Genomic DNA, 20,201 nt, shown 5'->3' with positions numbered 1-20,201 from the left:
TTACATCATCGTGTTCCTGAACAAATGTGACATGGTTGATGACGAAGAGCTGCTGGAACTGGTTGAAATGGAAGTTCGTGAACTTCTGTCTCAGTACGATTTCCCAGGCGACGATACTCCAATCATCCGTGGTTCTGCTCTGAAAGCGCTGGAAGGCGATGCAGAGTGGGAAGCGAAAATCATCGAACTGGCTGGCTTCCTGGATTCTTACATCCCAGAACCAGAACGTGCTATCGATAAGCCGTTCCTGCTGCCAATCGAAGACGTATTCTCCATCTCCGGTCGTGGTACCGTTGTTACCGGTCGTGTAGAGCGCGGTATCATCAAAGTTGGCGAAGAAGTTGAAATCGTTGGTATCAAAGACACCGCTAAGTCTACCTGTACCGGCGTTGAAATGTTCCGCAAACTGCTGGACGAAGGCCGTGCTGGTGAGAACGTTGGTGTTCTGCTGCGTGGTATCAAACGTGAAGAAATCGAACGTGGTCAGGTTCTGGCTAAGCCAGGCTCTATCAAGCCGCACACCAAGTTCGAATCTGAAGTGTACATTCTGTCCAAAGACGAAGGCGGCCGTCATACTCCGTTCTTCAAAGGCTACCGTCCACAGTTCTACTTCCGTACTACTGACGTGACCGGTACCATCGAACTGCCAGAAGGCGTTGAGATGGTAATGCCAGGCGACAACATCAAGATGGTTGTGACTCTGATCCACCCAATCGCGATGGACGACGGCCTGCGTTTCGCAATCCGTGAAGGCGGTCGTACCGTTGGCGCGGGCGTTGTTGCCAAAGTAATGAGCTAATTGCTGATAACATTTGACGCAATGCGCAATAAAAGGGCATCATTTGATGCCCTTTTTGTACGCTGTCGAACCAGAACCTGGCTCATCAGTGATTATTTTTGCCATAATCATTGCTGAGACAGGCTCTGTAGAGGGCGTTTAGTCCGAAACTTACTTTCGGTTTGGATCGCCTCGCTCTCGCGGGGTGGAAATGTTTGTAGAATACTTCTGACAGGTTGGTTTATGAGTGCGAATACCGAAGCTCAAGGGAGCGGGCGCGGCCTGGAAGCGATGAAGTGGGTAGCTGTTGCCGTATTGCTTATCGTGGCAATCGTGGGCAACTACCTCTATCGCGACATGATGCTGCCGCTGCGTGCGCTGGCCGTAGTAATTATTATTGCTGCAGCGGGTGGTGTCGCGCTGTTGACGACGAAAGGCAAAGCGACCGTTGCGTTTGCGCGTGAAGCGAGAACGGAAGTTCGTAAGGTGATTTGGCCGACTCGCCAGGAAACACTGCACACTACGCTGATCGTTGCTGCGGTCACTGCGGTAATGTCACTGATCCTGTGGGGACTGGATGGTATTCTGGTTCGCCTGGTATCCTTTATCACTGGCCTGAGGTTCTAAGATGTCTGAAGCACCTAAAAAGCGTTGGTACGTCGTTCAGGCGTTTTCCGGTTTTGAAGGCCGTGTAGCGACTTCGCTGCGCGAGCATATCAAATTACACAATATGGAAGAGCTGTTTGGCGAAGTCATGGTTCCGACCGAAGAAGTGGTCGAAATTCGTGGCGGCCAGCGTCGCAAGAGCGAGCGCAAATTCTTCCCTGGCTACGTGTTAGTTCAGATGGTGATGAACGACGCGAGCTGGCACCTGGTGCGTAGCGTTCCGCGCGTAATGGGCTTTATCGGCGGTACCTCTGACCGTCCGGCACCAATCAGCGACAAAGAAGTTGATGCGATTATGAACCGCCTGCAGCAGGTTGGTGATAAGCCGCGTCCTAAAACGCTGTTTGAACCGGGTGAAATGGTTCGCGTTAGCGACGGTCCATTCGCTGACTTCAACGGTGTGGTTGAAGAAGTGGATTACGAGAAGTCTCGTCTGAAAGTATCCGTTTCTATCTTCGGTCGTGCGACCCCGGTAGAACTGGACTTTGCTCAGGTAGAGAAAGCGTAAGGCTGCGATCAAAAAAGCATCGATCTAATCGTTGCATAGGGCGCGAAATTGACATACAATTTCGCGCCTTTTGTTTTTATGGGCGCATGCCTGTAAAACGAATTTTTATATCACGGGGAGCCTCTTAGAGGCGCTATCACCCACATAGAGGATTTTAGAATGGCTAAGAAAGTCCAAGCCTACGTTAAGCTGCAGGTTGCAGCTGGTATGGCAAACCCAAGTCCACCAGTTGGTCCAGCTCTGGGTCAGCAGGGTGTGAACATCATGGAATTCTGCAAAGCGTTCAACGCAAAAACTGATTCCATCGAAAAAGGTCTGCCAATTCCGGTTGTTATCACCGTTTACGCTGACCGTTCTTTCACCTTCATTACCAAAACGCCTCCAGCAGCAGTTCTGCTGAAAAAAGCAGCTGGTATTAAGTCTGGTTCCGGTAAGCCGAACAAAGACAAAGTTGGTAAAATTTCCCGCGCTCAGCTGCAGGAAATCGCGCAGACCAAAGCTGCCGACATGACTGGCGCCGACATTGAAGCGATGACTCGCTCAATCGAAGGTACTGCACGTTCCATGGGCCTGGTAGTGGAGGATTAAGAAATGGCTAAACTGACCAAGCGTATGCGCGTGATCCGTGACAAAGTTGATGCTACTAAGCAGTACGACATCAACGAAGCTATTGCTCTGCTGAAAGAGCTGGCCACTGCTAAGTTCAACGAAAGCGTTGACGTTGCCGTTAACCTCGGTATTGACGCTCGTAAATCTGACCAGAACGTACGTGGTGCAACTGTACTGCCGCACGGTACTGGCCGTTCCGTTCGCGTTGCCGTATTTACCCAGGGCCCTAACGCTGAAGCAGCTAAAGCTGCTGGCGCAGAGCTGGTAGGTATGGAAGATCTGGCTGACCTGATCAAAAAAGGCGAAATGAACTTCGACGTTGTTATCGCATCTCCAGATGCAATGCGCGTTGTTGGCCAGCTGGGCCAGGTTCTGGGCCCACGTGGTCTGATGCCAAACCCGAAAGTTGGTACTGTAACTCCTAACGTTGCTGAAGCGGTTAAGAACGCTAAAGCTGGTCAGGTTCGTTATCGTAACGACAAAAACGGCATCATCCACACCACCATCGGTAAAGTGGACTTTGACGCTGACAAACTGAAAGAAAACCTGGAATCTCTGCTGGTTGCGCTGAAAAAAGCAAAACCAACTCAGGCTAAAGGCGTGTACATCAAGAAAGTTAGCATCTCCACCACCATGGGTGCAGGTGTTGCAGTTGACCAGGCTGGCCTGAGCGCTGCTGCAAACTAATGCCTTTACGTGGGCGGTGATTTTGTCTACAATCTTACCCCCACGTTTGCTAACAATAGTTAGCGGCTAAAAGATTTGTTCGTTGGAGCCTGGCCTATCCAGGCCTCCGTCGAAGACCGCAGGTGTTTCGTAAGAAACTTAATGCCCTGCGTAGACGGTGACAGAACGCTAAGATTATTTTTAATACTCTGGCTTGTTTCTGCTCACCGTATTAAGACGCTCTCTCCATTGGGGAGAGTGAAGTGAGTTCCGGAACATGAGTTCCGGCAAACATCCAGGAGCAAAGCTAATGGCTTTAAATCTTCAAGACAAACAAGCGATTGTTGCTGAAGTCAGCGAAGTAGCCAAAGGCGCGCTGTCTGCAGTAGTTGCGGATTCCCGTGGCGTTACTGTAGATAAAATGACTGAACTGCGTAAAGCAGGTCGTGAAGCTGGCGTATACATGCGTGTTGTTCGTAACACCCTGCTGCGCCGCGTCGTTGAAGGTACTCAGTTTGAATGCCTGAAAGACACGTTTGTTGGTCCGACCCTGATTGCATACTCTATGGAACACCCGGGCGCTGCTGCTCGTCTGTTCAAAGAGTTCGCGAAAGCGAATGCAAAATTTGAGGTCAAAGCCGCAGCCTTTGAAGGTGAGTTAATCCCGGCATCGCAGATCGATCGCCTGGCAACTCTGCCGACCTACGAAGAAGCAATTGCACGCCTGATGGCAACCATGAAAGAAGCTTCGGCTGGCAAACTGGTTCGCACTCTGGCTGCTGTACGCGATGCGAAAGAAGCTGCTTAATCGCAGTCCTCTTTGTAAAGTATCTGCTTACGTATAAACTTATTCTGATTTTCAGGAACAATTTAAATGTCTATCACTAAAGATCAAATCATTGAAGCAGTTGCAGCTATGTCCGTAATGGACGTTGTAGAACTGATTTCTGCAATGGAAGAAAAATTCGGTGTTTCCGCTGCTGCTGCTGTAGCTGTAGCTGCTGGCCCGGCTGAAGCTGCTGAAGAAAAAACTGAATTCGACGTAATTCTGAAAGCTGCTGGCGCTAACAAAGTTGCTGTAATCAAAGCAGTACGTGGCGCAACTGGCCTGGGTCTGAAAGAAGCTAAAGACCTGGTAGAATCTGCTCCAGCCGCTCTGAAAGAAGGCGTGAGCAAAGATGACGCTGAAGCACTGAAAAAATCTCTGGAAGAAGCTGGCGCTGAAGTTGAAGTTAAATAAGCCAACTTTTCTAGTTGAAGCCTGAGAAATCAGGCCGATGGCTGGTGACTTTTTAGTCACCAGCCATTTTGCGCTGTATGGCGCCAGTAGCATTTCACACTGTTTGACTACTGGTTGTCCTGACAATGCACGTTTCTATCGACGACTTAATATATTGCGACAGGGTGCTCGCTCTGTGTAAATCGCAATGAAATGGTTTAAGCGTGATAGCAACAGGTATTGCGGAAAGTGTTCCATTTTCCGGTCAACAAAATAGTGTTGCACAAACTGTCTGCCAATGGACAGATGCGTCGACTTGTCAGCGAGCTGAGGAACCCTATGGTTTACTCCTATACCGAGAAAAAACGTATTCGTAAGGATTTTGGTAAACGTCCACAAGTTCTGGATGTCCCATATCTCCTTTCTATCCAGCTTGACTCGTTCCAGAAGTTTATCGAGCAAGATCCTGAAGGTCAGTATGGTCTGGAAGCTGCTTTCCGTTCCGTATTCCCTATCAAAAGCTACAGCGGTAACTCCGAGCTGCAATACGTCAGCTACCGTCTGGGCGAGCCTGTCTTTGACGTTCAGGAATGTCAGATCCGTGGCGTGACCTATTCCGCACCGCTGCGCGTAAAACTGCGTCTGGTGATCTACGAGCGCGAAGCGCCGGAAGGCACCGTAAAAGACATTAAAGAACAAGAAGTCTACATGGGCGAAATTCCGCTCATGACCGACAACGGTACCTTTGTCATCAACGGTACTGAGCGTGTTATCGTTTCTCAGCTGCACCGTAGCCCAGGCGTCTTCTTTGACTCCGATAAAGGTAAAACCCACTCTTCGGGTAAAGTGCTGTATAACGCGCGCATCATTCCTTACCGTGGTTCCTGGCTGGACTTCGAATTCGATCCGAAGGACAACCTGTTCGTACGTATCGACCGTCGCCGTAAACTGCCTGCGACCATTATTCTGCGTGCGCTGAACTACACCACTGAGCAGATCCTTGACCTGTTCTTTGAGAAAGTTGTCTTCGAAATTCGTGACAACAAGCTGCAGATGGAACTGATTCCAGAACGTCTGCGTGGCGAAACCGCGTCCTTCGACATCGAAGCGAACGGTAAAGTGTACGTTGAAAAAGGCCGCCGTATTACTGCGCGCCACATTCGCCAGCTGGAAAAAGACGATATCAAACATATCGAAGTTCCGGTTGAGTACATCGCTGGCAAAGTCGCTTCTAAAGACTACGTTGACGAATCTACTGGCGAGCTGATCTGCCCAGCCAACATGGAGCTGAGCCTGGATCTGCTGGCTAAGCTGAGCCAGTCTGGCCACAAGCGTATCGAAACGCTGTTCACTAACGATCTGGACCACGGTGCATACATTTCTGAAACTGTACGCGTCGACCCAACTAACGATCGTCTGAGCGCGCTGGTAGAAATCTACCGCATGATGCGCCCTGGTGAGCCGCCAACTCGTGAAGCTGCTGAAAGCCTGTTCGAGAACCTGTTCTTCTCCGAAGACCGCTATGACCTGTCTGCGGTTGGTCGTATGAAGTTCAACCGTTCTCTGCTGCGTGACGAGATCGAAGGTTCCGGTATCCTGAGCAAAGACGACATCATCGAAGTGATGAAGAAGCTCATCGATATCCGTAACGGTAAAGGCGAAGTCGATGATATCGACCACCTCGGCAACCGTCGTATCCGTTCCGTAGGTGAAATGGCGGAAAACCAATTCCGCGTTGGCCTGGTACGTGTTGAGCGTGCGGTGAAAGAGCGTCTGTCTCTGGGCGATCTGGATACCCTGATGCCTCAGGACATGATCAACGCCAAGCCGATTTCTGCAGCAGTGAAAGAGTTCTTTGGTTCCAGCCAGCTGTCTCAGTTTATGGACCAGAACAACCCGCTGTCTGAGATTACGCACAAACGTCGTATCTCCGCACTCGGCCCGGGCGGTCTGACCCGTGAACGTGCAGGCTTCGAAGTTCGAGACGTACACCCGACTCACTACGGTCGCGTATGTCCAATCGAAACGCCTGAAGGTCCAAACATCGGTCTGATCAACTCCCTGTCCGTGTACGCACAGACTAACGAATACGGCTTCCTTGAGACTCCGTACCGTAAAGTGACCGACGGTGTTGTAACCGACGAAATTCATTACCTGTCTGCTATCGAAGAAGGCAACTACGTTATCGCTCAGGCGAACTCCAACCTGGATGACGAAGGCCACTTTGTAGAAGACCTGGTAACTTGCCGTAGCAAAGGCGAATCCAGCTTGTTCAGCCGCGACCAGGTTGACTACATGGACGTATCCACCCAGCAGGTGGTATCCGTCGGTGCGTCCCTGATCCCGTTCCTGGAACACGATGACGCCAACCGTGCATTGATGGGTGCGAACATGCAACGTCAGGCCGTTCCAACTCTGCGTGCTGATAAGCCGCTGGTTGGTACCGGTATGGAACGTGCTGTTGCCGTTGACTCCGGTGTTACTGCAGTTGCTAAGCGTGGCGGTACCGTTCAGTACGTCGACGCATCCCGTATCGTTATCAAAGTTAACGAAGACGAGATGTATCCGGGCGAAGCGGGTATCGACATCTACAACCTGACTAAATACACCCGTTCTAACCAGAACACCTGTATTAACCAGATGCCTTGCGTGTCTCTGGGTGAGCCAATCGAGCGCGGCGACGTGCTGGCAGATGGCCCGTCCACCGACCTGGGTGAACTGGCGCTGGGTCAGAACATGCGCGTGGCATTCATGCCATGGAACGGTTACAACTTCGAAGACTCCATCCTCGTATCCGAGCGTGTTGTTCAGGAAGACCGTTTCACCACCATCCACATTCAGGAACTGGCATGTGTGTCCCGTGACACCAAGCTGGGGCCTGAAGAGATCACCGCTGACATCCCTAACGTGGGTGAAGCTGCGCTCTCCAAACTGGATGAATCCGGTATCGTTTACATTGGTGCAGAAGTCACCGGTGGCGACATTCTGGTTGGTAAGGTAACGCCGAAAGGTGAAACCCAGCTGACGCCAGAAGAGAAGCTGCTGCGTGCTATCTTCGGTGAGAAAGCGTCTGACGTTAAAGACTCTTCCCTGCGCGTACCAAACAGCGTTTCCGGTACTGTTATCGACGTTCAGGTCTTTACTCGCGATGGCGTAGAAAAAGACAAACGTGCGCTGGAAATCGAAGAGATGCAGCTGAAGCAGGCTAAGAAAGACCTGTCTGAAGAACTGCAGATCCTCGAAGCTGGCCTGTTCAGCCGTATCTACGCTGTGCTGGTTGCCGGTGGTGTCGAAGCTGAGAAGCTGGACAAACTGCCTCGCGATCGCTGGCTGGAACTCGGTCTGACCGACGAAGAGAAACAGAATCAGCTGGAACAGCTTGCTGAACAGTACGACGAGCTGAAACACGAGTTCGAGAAAAAACTCGAAGCGAAACGCCGCAAAATCACCCAAGGCGACGATCTGGCACCGGGTGTGCTGAAGATTGTTAAGGTATACCTGGCCGTTAAACGCCGTATCCAGCCTGGCGACAAAATGGCAGGTCGTCACGGTAACAAGGGTGTAATTTCTAAGATCAACCCGATCGAAGATATGCCACACGATGCTAACGGTACGCCGGTAGATATCGTACTGAACCCGCTGGGCGTACCATCGCGTATGAACATCGGTCAGATCCTTGAAACCCACCTGGGTATGGCTGCGAAAGGTATCGGCGATAAGATCAACGCCATGCTGAAACAGCAGCAAGAAGTCGCGAAACTGCGCGAGTTCATCCAGCGTGCTTACGATCTGGGCTCTGATGTTCGTCAGAAAGTTGACCTGAACACCTTCACCGATGATGAAGTGCTGCGTCTGGCTGAAAACCTGAAGAAAGGTATGCCAATCGCAACGCCAGTATTCGACGGTGCAAAAGAAGCGGAAATTAAAGAACTGCTGCAACTGGGCGGTCTGCCATCTTCTGGTCAGATTACCCTGTTCGACGGCCGTACCGGTGAACAGTTCGAGCGTCAGGTAACCGTAGGTTACATGTACATGCTGAAACTGAACCACCTGGTCGACGACAAGATGCACGCGCGTTCTACCGGTTCTTACAGCCTGGTTACTCAGCAGCCGCTGGGTGGTAAGGCTCAGTTCGGTGGTCAGCGCTTCGGGGAGATGGAAGTGTGGGCGCTGGAAGCATACGGCGCCGCCTACACCCTGCAGGAAATGCTCACCGTTAAGTCTGATGACGTGAACGGCCGTACTAAGATGTATAAGAACATCGTAGATGGCAACCATCAGATGGAACCGGGCATGCCGGAATCCTTCAACGTACTGTTGAAAGAAATCCGCTCGCTGGGCATCAACATCGAACTGGAAGACGAGTAATCCTCGCTCAAACAGGTCACTGCTGCCGGGGTCATTCCCGGCAGTGGATTGTGCTAACTCCGACGGGAGCAAATCCGTGAAAGATTTATTAAAGTTTCTGAAAGCGCAGACTAAAACCGAAGAGTTTGATGCGATCAAAATTGCTCTGGCTTCGCCAGACATGATCCGTTCATGGTCTTTCGGTGAAGTTAAAAAGCCGGAAACCATTAACTACCGTACGTTCAAACCTGAGCGTGACGGCCTTTTCTGCGCCCGTATCTTTGGGCCAGTAAAAGACTACGAGTGCCTGTGCGGTAAGTACAAGCGCCTGAAACACCGCGGTGTGATCTGTGAGAAGTGCGGCGTTGAAGTGACCCAGACCAAAGTGCGTCGTGAGCGCATGGGCCACATCGAGCTGGCATGTCCAACTGCCCACATCTGGTTCCTGAAATCGCTGCCGTCCCGTATCGGTCTGCTGCTCGATATGCCACTGCGTGATATCGAACGCGTACTGTACTTCGAATCTTATGTTGTTATCGAAGGCGGTATGACCAACCTGGAACGTCAACAGATCCTGACTGAAGAGCAGTATCTGGACGCGCTGGAAGAGTTCGGTGACGAATTCGACGCGAAGATGGGTGCGGAAGCTATCCAGGCCCTGCTGAAGAGCATGGATCTGGAGCAAGAGTGTGAAACTCTGCGTGAAGAGCTGAACGAAACCAACTCCGAAACCAAGCGTAAAAAGCTGACCAAGCGTATCAAGCTGCTGGAAGCGTTCGTACAGTCTGGTAACAAGCCAGAGTGGATGATCCTGACCGTTCTGCCGGTTCTGCCGCCAGATCTGCGTCCGCTGGTTCCGCTGGATGGTGGTCGTTTCGCGACTTCTGACCTGAACGATCTGTATCGTCGCGTCATTAACCGTAACAACCGTCTGAAGCGTCTGCTGGATCTGGCTGCGCCAGATATCATCGTTCGCAACGAAAAACGTATGCTGCAGGAAGCGGTCGACGCCCTGCTGGATAACGGTCGTCGCGGTCGTGCGATCACCGGTTCTAACAAACGTCCTCTGAAATCTTTGGCTGATATGATCAAAGGTAAACAGGGTCGTTTCCGTCAGAACCTGCTCGGTAAGCGTGTTGACTACTCCGGTCGTTCTGTAATCACCGTAGGTCCATACCTGCGTCTGCATCAGTGCGGTCTGCCTAAGAAAATGGCACTGGAGCTGTTCAAACCATTCATCTACGGCAAACTGGAACTGCGTGGCCTGGCCACCACCATCAAAGCCGCTAAGAAAATGGTTGAGCGCGAAGAAGCTGTCGTTTGGGATATCCTGGACGAAGTTATCCGCGAACACCCGGTCATGCTGAACCGTGCACCAACACTGCACCGTCTGGGCATCCAGGCGTTTGAGCCAGTACTGATCGAAGGTAAAGCTATTCAGCTGCACCCGCTGGTTTGTGCGGCATATAACGCCGACTTCGATGGTGACCAGATGGCTGTTCACGTACCGCTGACGCTGGAAGCCCAGCTGGAAGCGCGTGCGCTGATGATGTCTACCAACAACATCCTGTCCCCAGCGAACGGCGAGCCAATCATCGTTCCTTCTCAGGACGTTGTATTGGGTCTGTACTACATGACCCGTGACTGTGTTAACGCCAAAGGCGAAGGCATGGTGCTGACTGGCCCTAAAGAAGCTGAGCGTATCTATCGCGCAGGTCTGGCCTCTCTGCATGCGCGCGTTAAAGTGCGTATCACCGAATACGAAAAAGATGAAAACGGCGAATTCGTTGCGAACACCAGCCTGAAAGACACGACCGTTGGCCGTGCTATTCTGTGGATGATCGTACCGAAAGGTCTGCCTTTCTCCATCGTCAACCAGGCGCTGGGCAAGAAAGCTATCTCCAAAATGCTGAACACCTGTTACCGCATTCTGGGCCTGAAGCCGACCGTAATCTTCGCTGACCAGACCATGTACACCGGCTTTGCCTATGCAGCGCGCTCAGGCGCCTCTGTTGGTATCGACGACATGGTTATCCCAGAGAAGAAATACGAAATCATCAGCGAAGCGGAAGCTGAAGTTGCTGAGATCCAGGAGCAGTTCCAGTCTGGTCTGGTAACCGCTGGTGAACGCTACAACAAAGTTATCGATATCTGGGCTGCGGCGAACGATCGTGTATCCAAAGCGATGATGGATAACCTGCAAACTGAAACCGTCATTAACCGTGAAGGTAAAGAAGAGCAGCAGGTTTCCTTCAACAGCATCTACATGATGGCCGACTCCGGTGCGCGTGGTTCTGCGGCACAGATTCGTCAGCTGGCTGGTATGCGTGGTCTGATGGCTAAGCCAGATGGCTCCATCATCGAAACGCCAATCACCGCGAACTTCCGTGAAGGTCTGAACGTACTCCAGTACTTCATCTCCACTCACGGTGCTCGTAAAGGTCTGGCGGATACCGCACTGAAAACAGCGAACTCCGGTTACCTGACTCGTCGTCTGGTTGACGTGGCACAGGACCTGGTCGTTACTGAAGACGACTGTGGCACCCTGGAAGGTATCACCATGACCCCGGTTATCGAGGGTGGTGACGTTAAAGAGCCACTGCGCGATCGCGTACTGGGTCGTGTGACTGCTGAAGACGTTCTGAAGCCGGGCACCGCGGACATTCTGGTTCCACGTAACACGCTGCTGAACGAGCAGTGGTGTGATCTGTTGGAAGAGAACTCCGTTGACTCCGTCAAAGTGCGTTCCGTTGTATCCTGTGACACCGACTTTGGTGTATGTGCGCACTGCTACGGTCGTGACCTGGCGCGTGGCCACATCATCAACAAAGGTGAGGCTATCGGCGTTATCGCTGCACAGTCCATCGGTGAACCTGGTACACAGCTGACGATGCGTACGTTCCACATCGGTGGTGCGGCATCTCGTGCGGCTGCTGAATCCAGCATCCAGGTTAAGAACAAAGGTAGCATCAAGCTCAGCAACGCGAAGTCGGTTGTGAACTCCAGCGGTAAACTGGTTATCACTTCCCGTAACACCGAGCTGAAACTGATCGACGAATTCGGTCGTACCAAAGAAAGCTATAAAGTGCCTTACGGCTCCGTTATGGCTAAAGGTGATGGCGAGCAGGTTGCCGGCGGTGAAACCGTAGCAAACTGGGATCCACACACCATGCCGGTTATCACCGAAGTAAGTGGTTTCATCCGCTTCACTGACATGATCGACGGCCAGACCATTACTCGTCAAACTGACGAACTGACCGGTCTGTCTTCTCTGGTCGTTCTGGATTCTGCTGAACGTACCGCGGGTGGTAAAGACCTGCGTCCAGCACTGAAAATTGTTGATGCTCAGGGCAACGACGTTCTGATCCCAGGCACCGATATGCCTGCTCAGTACTTCCTGCCGGGTAAAGCGATTGTTCAGTTGGAAGATGGCGTTCAGATCAGTTCTGGTGACACCCTGGCCCGTGTTCCTCAGGAATCCGGCGGTACCAAGGACATCACCGGTGGTCTGCCACGCGTTGCGGATCTGTTCGAAGCACGTCGTCCGAAAGAGCCGGCAATCCTGGCTGAAATCAGCGGCATCATTTCCTTCGGTAAAGAAACCAAAGGGAAACGTCGTCTGGTTATCACCCCGGTAGACGGTAGCGATCCGTACGAAGAGATGATTCCAAAATGGCGTCAGCTCAACGTGTTCGAAGGTGAACGTGTAGAACGTGGTGACGTGGTTTCCGATGGTCCAGAAGCGCCGCACGACATCCTGCGTCTGCGTGGTGTGCATGCTGTAACTCGTTACATTGTTAACGAAGTTCAGGACGTATACCGTCTGCAGGGCGTTAAGATTAACGATAAACACATCGAAGTTATCGTTCGTCAGATGCTGCGTAAAGCCACCATCGAAAGCGCTGGTAGCTCCGACTTCCTGGAAGGCGAACAGGTTGAATACTCCCGCGTTAAGATTGCTAACCGCGATCTGGAAGCGAACGGCAAAGTGGGCGCAACCTTCGCTCGCGATCTGCTGGGTATCACCAAAGCGTCTCTGGCAACCGAGTCGTTCATCTCTGCAGCATCGTTCCAGGAGACCACGCGTGTCCTGACCGAAGCAGCCGTTGCGGGCAAACGCGACGAACTGCGCGGCCTGAAAGAGAACGTTATCGTGGGTCGTCTGATCCCGGCTGGTACCGGTTATGCGTACCACCAGGATCGTATCCGTCGCCGTGCGGCGGGCGAAGTTTCTGCAGCACCTCAGGTGAGTGCAGAAGAAGCGACCGCGAGCCTGGCAGAACTGCTGAACGCAGGTCTGGGTGGTTCTGATAACGACTAATCGTTCACGCTAGTGCGATAAGTTGAAAGGCCAGTCTTCGGACTGGCCTTTTTTATTGCTGTTTTTACGACTGCCCCACCTTTACTGCGTCCGGAAACCTCTCTGGAATATTGTTCAGTGCCTCACTCTGACCCGCATTTTGCTTGACTATACTCCATCGGGTAGTGCGTCTAACCCTACCTATAAAAATGGATAACATCATGAATAAAATAGTCTTTTCACGCTTCGTTGGTACCGCTATCGCCATGGCGCTGTCGGCAGCGATCGTTACCCCTGCTTTTGCCGCTGATGCGCCAGCGCATAAGCCGAAAGTCGCGCTGGTGATGAAGTCACTGGCGAATGAGTTCTTCCTGACCATGGAAAACGGGGCCAAGGATTACCAAAAGAAAAACGCGGACAAGTTCGATCTCGTGTCCAACGGTATTAAAAATGAGACGGATACTGCGAATCAGATTCAGATTGTAGAGCAGATGATTGTCTCCAAAGCCGACGCCATTATCATCGCGCCTTCTGACTCTAAAGCACTGGTACCAGTGGTGAAAAAGGCGGTAGATGCCGGGATTCTGGTGATTAATATCGACAACCAATTTGACCCTACGGTGCTGAAAGATAAAGGGCTGAACGTGCCGTTCGTTGGGCCGAACAACCGTAAAGGTGCGAAAGATATCGGCGACTATCTGGCAAAACACCTGAAGGCGGGCGATGAGGTGGGCATTATCGAAGGGATCCCTACCTCGACCAACTCCCAGCAGCGTACGCTAGGCTTCCAGGACGCGATGTCTGCTGGTGGCATGAAGGTGGTTTCCGTCCAGTCCGGTCAGTGGGAGATGAACAACGCCAACACTATTGCCGCTGCCATGCTGAGTGAATATCCAAACATCAAAGCGCTGCTGGCGGACAACGATAACATGGCATTAGGCGCGGTCTCTGCCATTCGCGCCGCGGGTAAACGTGGACAGGTTCAGGTAGTTGGCTATGACAACATCGAAGCCATTAAGCCGATGCTGCAGGATGGCCGCGTGCTGGCGACCGCCGATCAGTTTGCGTCTCAACAGGCGGTCTTTGGTATTAACACCGCGCTGGATGCGCTGAAAGCCGGTAAAAAGCAGAGCGAACTTTCCGGCAGCGTAGAAACCCCGGTCAAGCTGATTGTGAAACAGTAACCCGGCGCTTATTCCCCGGGGCGCAGGTTGCTGGCCCCGGTTTTTACAGGGATCCGATAGATCGGGTTGCGTGCGCGAAATGGCTGAATATCAAGAAATTCTGTCAATGTCCGGCGTGGGTAAAACCTACAACGAACCGGTGCTGACCAATATTAATCTCAGTTTATACAGCGGCAAGGTGCTGGCGCTGACCGGAGAGAACGGTGCCGGGAAAAGTACGTTGTCGAAAATTATCGGCGGGCTGATTTCGCCCACCACTGGCACCATGACCTACCTCGGGCAGCCCTATGCTCCTGCCAGTCGTAAGGAAGCGGAAAAGCTCGGCGTCCGCATGGTGATGCAGGAACTCAACTTACTGCCGACATTAACCATCGCCGAAAATCTCTTTCTCGATCAATTGCCGAACCGGGCAGGGTGGATCAACCGTAAGCGTCTGCGGGAGATGTCCACGCCGGTAATGGCAATGGTCGGTCTACAGGGACTTGACCCGGATATGCTGGTGGGTGAGCTGGGAATGGGGCACCAGCAGATGATCGAAATCGCCCGTAACCTGATTGGCGATAGCCGCATTCTTATCCTCGATGAACCTACAGCCATGCTCACCAGCCGTGAAGTTGAGCTGCTGTTCGAGCAGATTACGCGCTTTAAGCAGCACGGCGTCTCCCTTATCTATATCTCCCACCGCCTTGATGAACTGGCACAAATCGCCGATGACATCATGGTACTGCGCGACGGCAACGTGGTCTGTACTGACGATATCAAGCGTTATAACAGCGATCAGCTGGTTTCCCTGATGGTGGGGCGCGACCTCGAGAGTACGCTGGACGTTAGCGCCCGCAGGCAGGGCAACCCCATTCTGCAGGTGGAGCATTTCACGCGCGGGAAAGTGCTACAGGATATCTCACTGACGCTGCATCGCGGCGAAGTACTGGGCGTGAGTGGCCTGGTCGGCGCGGGGCGTACTGAGCTGATGCGGGCTATTTTTGGCGCGGACCCTATCGATAGCGGGCAGTTGAAGGTTGGCGACCCGCTCAAACCCGTGACGATTCGTTCGCCTTCGGAGGCTATTGCTCACCGCATTGCGTTGGTGACGGAAGACCGAAAAGGTGAAGGTCTGCTGTTACCGCATTCGGTGTCGGCAAATACGGCGCTCGGGAACAGCGATAAAGTCAGCCGCCTGTCGTGGCTCCATGCGGACAAAGAGCGGCAGTTGGCGCAGAAATACATCACCCGGTTGGGCATTCGCACGTCGGGAACGGAGTTGGCGGTCGACAGTCTGTCAGGCGGCAACCAGCAAAAGGTACTGATCGCCCGTTGGCTGGAACGTAACTGCGACGTCATCCTTTTCGATGAACCCACTCGCGGCATTGACGTAGGGGCCAAGCGCGATATTTATCTGCTGCTCAATGAGCTGACGCAAAGCGGGAAAGGGCTGATGGTCGTCTCCAGCGATCTGCGCGAGCTCATGCTGATATGCGATCGTATTGCCGTGCTCTCTGCTGGCAAGCTGGTGGAGACGTTTACCCGCGACGACTGGACTCAGGATGCGATTCTGGCCGCCGCTTTTTCTGGCTATCAGCACGCCACAGGGAGTTTGCAGGATGAGTAATTCAACGCTGTCTATTAACCGTCGGGCCGCAACATGGCGGGGGCTGAGCCGTTACCTGGGATTAATCGGCGCGCTGCTGGCGATGGTTATCCTGTTCTCTTTTTTAAGCGATCATTTCCTGAGCCTCAACACGTTTAGCACCATCGCTAACCAGATCCCCGACCTGATGGTGATGTCGGTGGGCATGACGTTCGTGCTGATTATTGCCGGCATCGATCTATCGGTAGGTTCTGTACTGGCGCTTTCGGCAGCGGTGGTGAGCGTCACCTATCTTAACCTGCACTGGTCGCCCTGGCTGGCGGCGTTAGCCGGGATTGCGGTGGCGACGGTTGTTGGTGCGTTGACGGGACTGATCTCCGTTATCTGGCGCATCCCGACGTTTATTGTCTCGCTCGGTATGCTGGAGATGGCGCGCGGCAGCGCCTATCAGCTGACGGATTCTCGCACGGCCTATATCGGCTCCAGCTTCGACTTCCTGGCAGACCCGATAGCGTTCGGTATCTCGCCGTCGTTTGTGATTGCAGTACTGGTGATTCTGATAGGGCAAGGGGTGCTTACCCGCACGATTTTTGGCCGTCACCTGATTGGCATCGGCACCAACGAGGAGGCGGTAAGGCTCTCGGGTATTAATCCCGCGCCGTACAAAGTCATCGTGTTTGCACTGATGGGGGCGCTGTCTGGCCTCGCGTCGCTCTTCCAGGTCGCTCGTCTGGAAGCGGCGGACCCCAACGGCGGCGTTGGGATGGAGCTACAGGTGATTGCGGCAGTGGTGATTGGCGGTACCAGCCTGATGGGCGGGCGAGGCTCGGTGGTTTGCACGTTCCTCGGCGCGCTGATTATCTCCGTACTGGCGGCAGGTCTGGCGCAGATAGGTGCGAGTGAGCCAACCAAACGCGTCATCACCGGTGCCGTCATCGTGGTTGCCGTTGTACTCGATACCTACCGAAGCCACCGGCAGAAAAAAGGATAAATAAAAAAACAAAGGCACCCCCGTAGGGGTGCCTTCTGTATCTATGCGATGACGTGGTTAGCTAACCAGTGGAATACGACGATACAGTTCAATCATGTCGGTTGCCAGATCCTGAATAACCATAGCGTTCATCAGGTGGTCCTGGGAGTGAACGGTGATCAGGTTAACCGGCAGTTTACCTGTACCTTCGTCGATGCCGATAAGCTGGGTCTGGATACCATGGGCCAGTTTGACGAACTCGCGAGACTCTTCCATCGCTTTTTCCGCGCCCTCAAAGTCACCTTTGCGAGCCAGTTGCAGCGCAGTTAATGCTGAACTACGTGCGGCACCGGCGTTCACCAGCAGTTCCATGATGATTGATTCTAAATCTTCCACGTCTTTCTCACTCCATTAACTTAAGGGCTTTCTCAAGCACGACATCGCCTTTCATCATGCCGTAGTCCATCATGTCGATGACCGCGACCTTTTTACCCAACGGGTCAGCCAGCGCCTGAAGCTTAGCTTGTTCATACTTCACCTGCGGACCCAACAGCACGATGTCCGCGTCATTGATGTTCGCTTTAAATTCGGCCACCGGTACGGCTTTAATTGAGACTTCAATGCCTTTTTTCTGTGCAGCATCCTTCATGCGTTGAACCAACATGCTGGTGGACATACCTGCAGCGCAGCATAAAACGATATTCTTCATAATGCTCCCTCATGACCCGTGATGAATCATGTTTATCGCGAGCTGAAACGATCAACAACCGCTTTACAACGATTGTGTGTAAGCCATCACAAAGATCGTCTCAAAAAACTGAAACCGGTTACATTTTTTGGCGTTTAACGTGCAAAATCCGGAAAGATGGGTAGCCAGGCCGGGTGACGCGACGCAGGGATTTGGCGCCGAGCCGCCCCGGCGTCGGTGCACCTCGTTCGGGCTACGCGTCGTGAGTCGTACGCAGGATGCGGTTTTTCCCCTGGCGTTTGGCTTTATAAAGCGCCTCGTCGACGCTTGAAACCAGATGATCCAGCGTCTCCATATGCCATTCACCGAGCCCGGCGCTGAAGGTCACATGGAGCCCTTCTTCACGCCAGTTTCTATTGGCGACGTTTATCCGCCACAGCTCAAGCAGCGCTGAAGCCTCGGCAATATGTTCAGCGGTGAAGATAACCGCGAACTCCTCACCGCCGTAGCGGTAGAGCGACAGCCCGTGCGCCTGGAGAATGGTGATCCCTTCGCGCGCCACGTTTCGCAGCACGATATCGCCACTGAGGTGGCCCCAGGTATCATTAATGGATTTGAAGTTATCGATATCGACCAGCGCCAGCGAAAAGGGCTGCCGCTCCGCCATCAACGCGGTCATGTCGGTATCAAAGGCCCAACGGTTTTTACAGCCGGTGAGTGAATCGACGGTAGCCTGACGGACGTAGGCCCTTTCCCGCTCTTTGTTGGTTTCAATCGCTTTATGCAACATCACTTCAAGGCCGGGTGCACGGTTAGTGTCGCCGGTCTTGATAGCATTGATGATATTCATCAGGATGCCGCGGGAAGCATGACGCAGATACAGACCGAAGGTGATGATGATAAGTCCGGCCAGCGCAAAGCCCCAGGAGATGATGATACTTTCATGCTGTGCCAGCATGCTGAGCGTATGGCCGGAGACTTTATAAATCACGAACCAGTCGGGGTTGGTGAACGAGTAGTAGTAATACCAGGTGCGGCTGCCTTTATCGAAAACTTCGCCCTCACCGGCCGTCATGCCGCTCAGGATCTGGGGGGAAATAACCTTCTGGAAGAGCTTGCCATTGTCAGAGTGCAGTAGCGCCTGACCTTGACGATTGACGACAAAGAATTCTCCCTGAACAGGGGGTCTCATTTGCCGTAGCGTATGGCTCATGGCGGCCAGGTCGAAATGGAATGCCAGCGTTCCTTTCAGCTTGCCGTCAGTCGAGATCACCGGTTTTGCTAGTGTGACGGTCTGATGTTGAGTAAAGAAATCGACATAGGGCTGGGTATACCGGCTGAAAACCCCCGCGTCTCCTTGATGAACAAACCAGGGGCGGGTTGTGGCATCAAAGACGGGCGCATTCTGGCGTTGAACCACCTGCGGGGCCCGCATGTAGTGGCCTTCAGTATCGGCGATAGATAATGAGGATACGGTTGGCATCATTGACAGCAGCTGCATCATCGATTGCTGCCCTTGAACCGGGTCGAGATTCACCAGTCGATTCAGCTCGTCATCACGGGCTAAATAGGTTGCGGCGCGGCCCAGGATATAATCATTTTCATGGAGAATGGATTCGGTGTAATTGACCGCGAGATTATGGGTGAAGTTGCGGTTAATGCCATGGTAATCGCGAATAATATCGTTGCGCTGGATGACAGTCACCAGAGCCGCAATAATAATAAAACTCAGTAGAATACCAGCAAAACTGATAAAAATCGGGGTAGTAAACGACAGTCGTCTACTGTGAGAACTCATCATGGTTTCCATTCCTCGGGGGGATTGCAGAAGACCAGAGCGAGTTGGTACTGCAATATGACACCTATATTTATAACTTGATAATTATACTTTATTGGTGTGAAGATGAATATTTGTTCTAAATATATAGATTAAATCACTGCTTATAATCAGTTTTTATGAAATATTCTTTCGTTAAAATCGAAGGAAGGGCAGCAAAAAAACAAATACTGCCCTGAAGAAGTGTAGCCAATTTTCAGCGCGCTGCGCTGCGCCCCAACCAATTATCCCAGTCTTTCCAGACCGGCTGTAGTCCACGAGCGGTAAGTGCATCCGCGACTTCGGCAGGTGTTCTGGCATCGTGCGGTGAGAATTGTTCGAGCTCCGGGCGATTGTCGGCGTAGCCACCAGGCTGCGTTTTCGAAAACGCGCTGACATTGTTGATGGCGAGTGGAATCACGCGGTCACGGAACCACGGTGATTCGCGTGTGGAGAGCGACAGCTCCGTTTCCGGGGAGAACAGGCGGAACGCGCAAATAGTTTGTACCAGCTGACGTTCATCCATCAACGATGCTGGCTCAATGCCGCCCGCGCACGGACGCAGCCGTGGGAAAGAGATGGAATAACGGCTTTGCCAATAACGCTGCTGTAGCCACATCAGGTGCTCGGCAACCATAAAACAGTCCACCCGCCAGCTATCGGAAAGGCCAATCAGCGCGCCGAGGCCGATTTTATCGATCCCCGCTTGCCCCAGACGGTCCGGCGTATCGAGCCGCCAGAAGAAATCCTGCTTTTTTGCCTTTCAGATGGTGCTGCGCGTACATCGTTTCATGGTAGGTCTCCTGATAGACCATCACTCCATCCAGCCCCAGCGTTTTAAGCTCGGCATACGTCTTCGGTG

At 52.7% G+C, this 20,201-nt stretch carries 15 protein-coding genes and 1 pseudogene; 12 read left to right on the top strand and 4 right to left on the bottom strand.

Going from position 1 to position 20,201, the window contains the following annotated elements; all coding sequences use genetic code 11:
• The 12 genes from GKAS_RS16755 to GKAS_RS16700 form a co-directional block, all read left to right on the top strand.
• Positions 1-799: elongation factor Tu (locus tag GKAS_RS16755; protein WP_035895927.1), on the top strand; the 799-nt coding region annotated here is incomplete at its 5' end.
• Positions 800-1,021: 222 nt separating this feature from the next.
• Positions 1,022-1,405 (top strand): preprotein translocase subunit SecE, encoded by a 384-nt coding sequence (gene secE, locus GKAS_RS16750; RefSeq protein ID WP_035895925.1) that lies wholly within the window; start codon positions 1,022-1,024, stop codon positions 1,403-1,405.
• A 1-nt stretch (position 1,406) separates the two neighbouring features.
• Positions 1,407-1,952 (top strand): transcription termination/antitermination protein NusG, encoded by a 546-nt coding sequence (gene nusG / locus GKAS_RS16745; RefSeq protein ID WP_002438628.1) that lies wholly within the window; start codon positions 1,407-1,409, stop codon positions 1,950-1,952.
• 159 nt (positions 1,953-2,111) lie between these two features.
• Entirely contained in the window at positions 2,112-2,540 is a 429-nt protein-coding gene (rplK, locus tag GKAS_RS16740) for a 50S ribosomal protein L11 (protein ID WP_012133815.1), read from the top strand.
• Positions 2,541-2,543: 3 nt separating this feature from the next.
• Complete coding sequence (gene rplA, locus GKAS_RS16735) at positions 2,544-3,248, top strand: 50S ribosomal protein L1 (protein WP_035895924.1); 705 nt, start codon at positions 2,544-2,546, stop codon at positions 3,246-3,248.
• Between the two features lie 289 nt (positions 3,249-3,537).
• On the top strand, positions 3,538-4,035 hold the full coding sequence (rplJ, locus tag GKAS_RS16730; protein WP_001207203.1) for a 50S ribosomal protein L10: 498 nt from the start codon (positions 3,538-3,540) through the stop codon (positions 4,033-4,035).
• Between the two features lie 66 nt (positions 4,036-4,101).
• Positions 4,102-4,467, top strand: coding sequence for a 50S ribosomal protein L7/L12 (rplL, locus tag GKAS_RS16725; RefSeq protein ID WP_006176746.1), 366 nt, complete (start codon positions 4,102-4,104; stop codon positions 4,465-4,467).
• A gap of 318 nt (positions 4,468-4,785) precedes the next feature.
• The gene (gene rpoB, locus GKAS_RS16720; protein ID WP_035895917.1) at positions 4,786-8,814 is read left to right on the top strand and encodes a DNA-directed RNA polymerase subunit beta; all 4,029 of its coding nucleotides are present in this window, start codon (positions 4,786-4,788) and stop codon (positions 8,812-8,814) included.
• Positions 8,815-8,890: 76 nt separating this feature from the next.
• Positions 8,891-13,114: a DNA-directed RNA polymerase subunit beta' gene (rpoC, locus tag GKAS_RS16715; RefSeq protein WP_035895916.1), complete on the top strand. Its 4,224-nt coding sequence runs from the start codon at positions 8,891-8,893 to the stop codon at positions 13,112-13,114.
• 200 nt (positions 13,115-13,314) lie between these two features.
• The gene (locus tag GKAS_RS16710) at positions 13,315-14,277 is read left to right on the top strand and encodes a sugar ABC transporter substrate-binding protein (RefSeq protein ID WP_035895914.1); all 963 of its coding nucleotides are present in this window, start codon (positions 13,315-13,317) and stop codon (positions 14,275-14,277) included.
• Positions 14,278-14,356: 79 nt separating this feature from the next.
• Positions 14,357-15,886: a sugar ABC transporter ATP-binding protein gene (locus GKAS_RS16705; protein ID WP_035895912.1), complete on the top strand. Its 1,530-nt coding sequence runs from the start codon at positions 14,357-14,359 to the stop codon at positions 15,884-15,886.
• Entirely contained in the window at positions 15,879-16,856 is a 978-nt protein-coding gene (locus GKAS_RS16700) for an ABC transporter permease (RefSeq protein ID WP_035895910.1), read from the top strand. The genes GKAS_RS16705 and GKAS_RS16700 overlap by 8 nt, the downstream gene beginning before the upstream one ends.
• 57 nt (positions 16,857-16,913) lie before the next feature.
• Here GKAS_RS16700 and GKAS_RS16695 read toward each other — a convergent pair whose 3' ends face one another.
• The 4 genes and pseudogenes from GKAS_RS16695 to thiH all read right to left on the bottom strand — a co-directional run.
• Positions 16,914-17,231, bottom strand: a complete 318-nt coding sequence (locus GKAS_RS16695) for a PTS lactose/cellobiose transporter subunit IIA (RefSeq protein ID WP_035895909.1) — start codon at positions 17,229-17,231, stop codon at positions 16,914-16,916.
• Positions 17,232-17,238: 7 nt separating this feature from the next.
• The gene (locus GKAS_RS16690) at positions 17,239-17,544 is read right to left on the bottom strand and encodes a PTS sugar transporter subunit IIB (RefSeq protein WP_035895906.1); all 306 of its coding nucleotides are present in this window, start codon (positions 17,542-17,544) and stop codon (positions 17,239-17,241) included.
• Between the two features lie 232 nt (positions 17,545-17,776).
• Positions 17,777-19,321 (bottom strand): sensor domain-containing diguanylate cyclase, encoded by a 1,545-nt coding sequence (locus GKAS_RS16685; RefSeq protein WP_035895904.1) that lies wholly within the window; start codon positions 19,319-19,321, stop codon positions 17,777-17,779.
• A gap of 235 nt (positions 19,322-19,556) precedes the next feature.
• Positions 19,557-20,201, bottom strand: a pseudogene (gene thiH, locus GKAS_RS16680) (2-iminoacetate synthase ThiH); the annotation flags it as partial.

Origin of the sequence: Kluyvera ascorbata ATCC 33433, from assembly GCF_000735365.1 — a bacterium.
In the GTDB taxonomy this organism is placed as follows: Bacteria; Pseudomonadota; Gammaproteobacteria; order Enterobacterales; family Enterobacteriaceae; genus Kluyvera; species Kluyvera ascorbata.
Note: the sequence above shows the minus strand (reverse complement) of the source record. Positions and strands in the feature narration are given on the sequence as shown.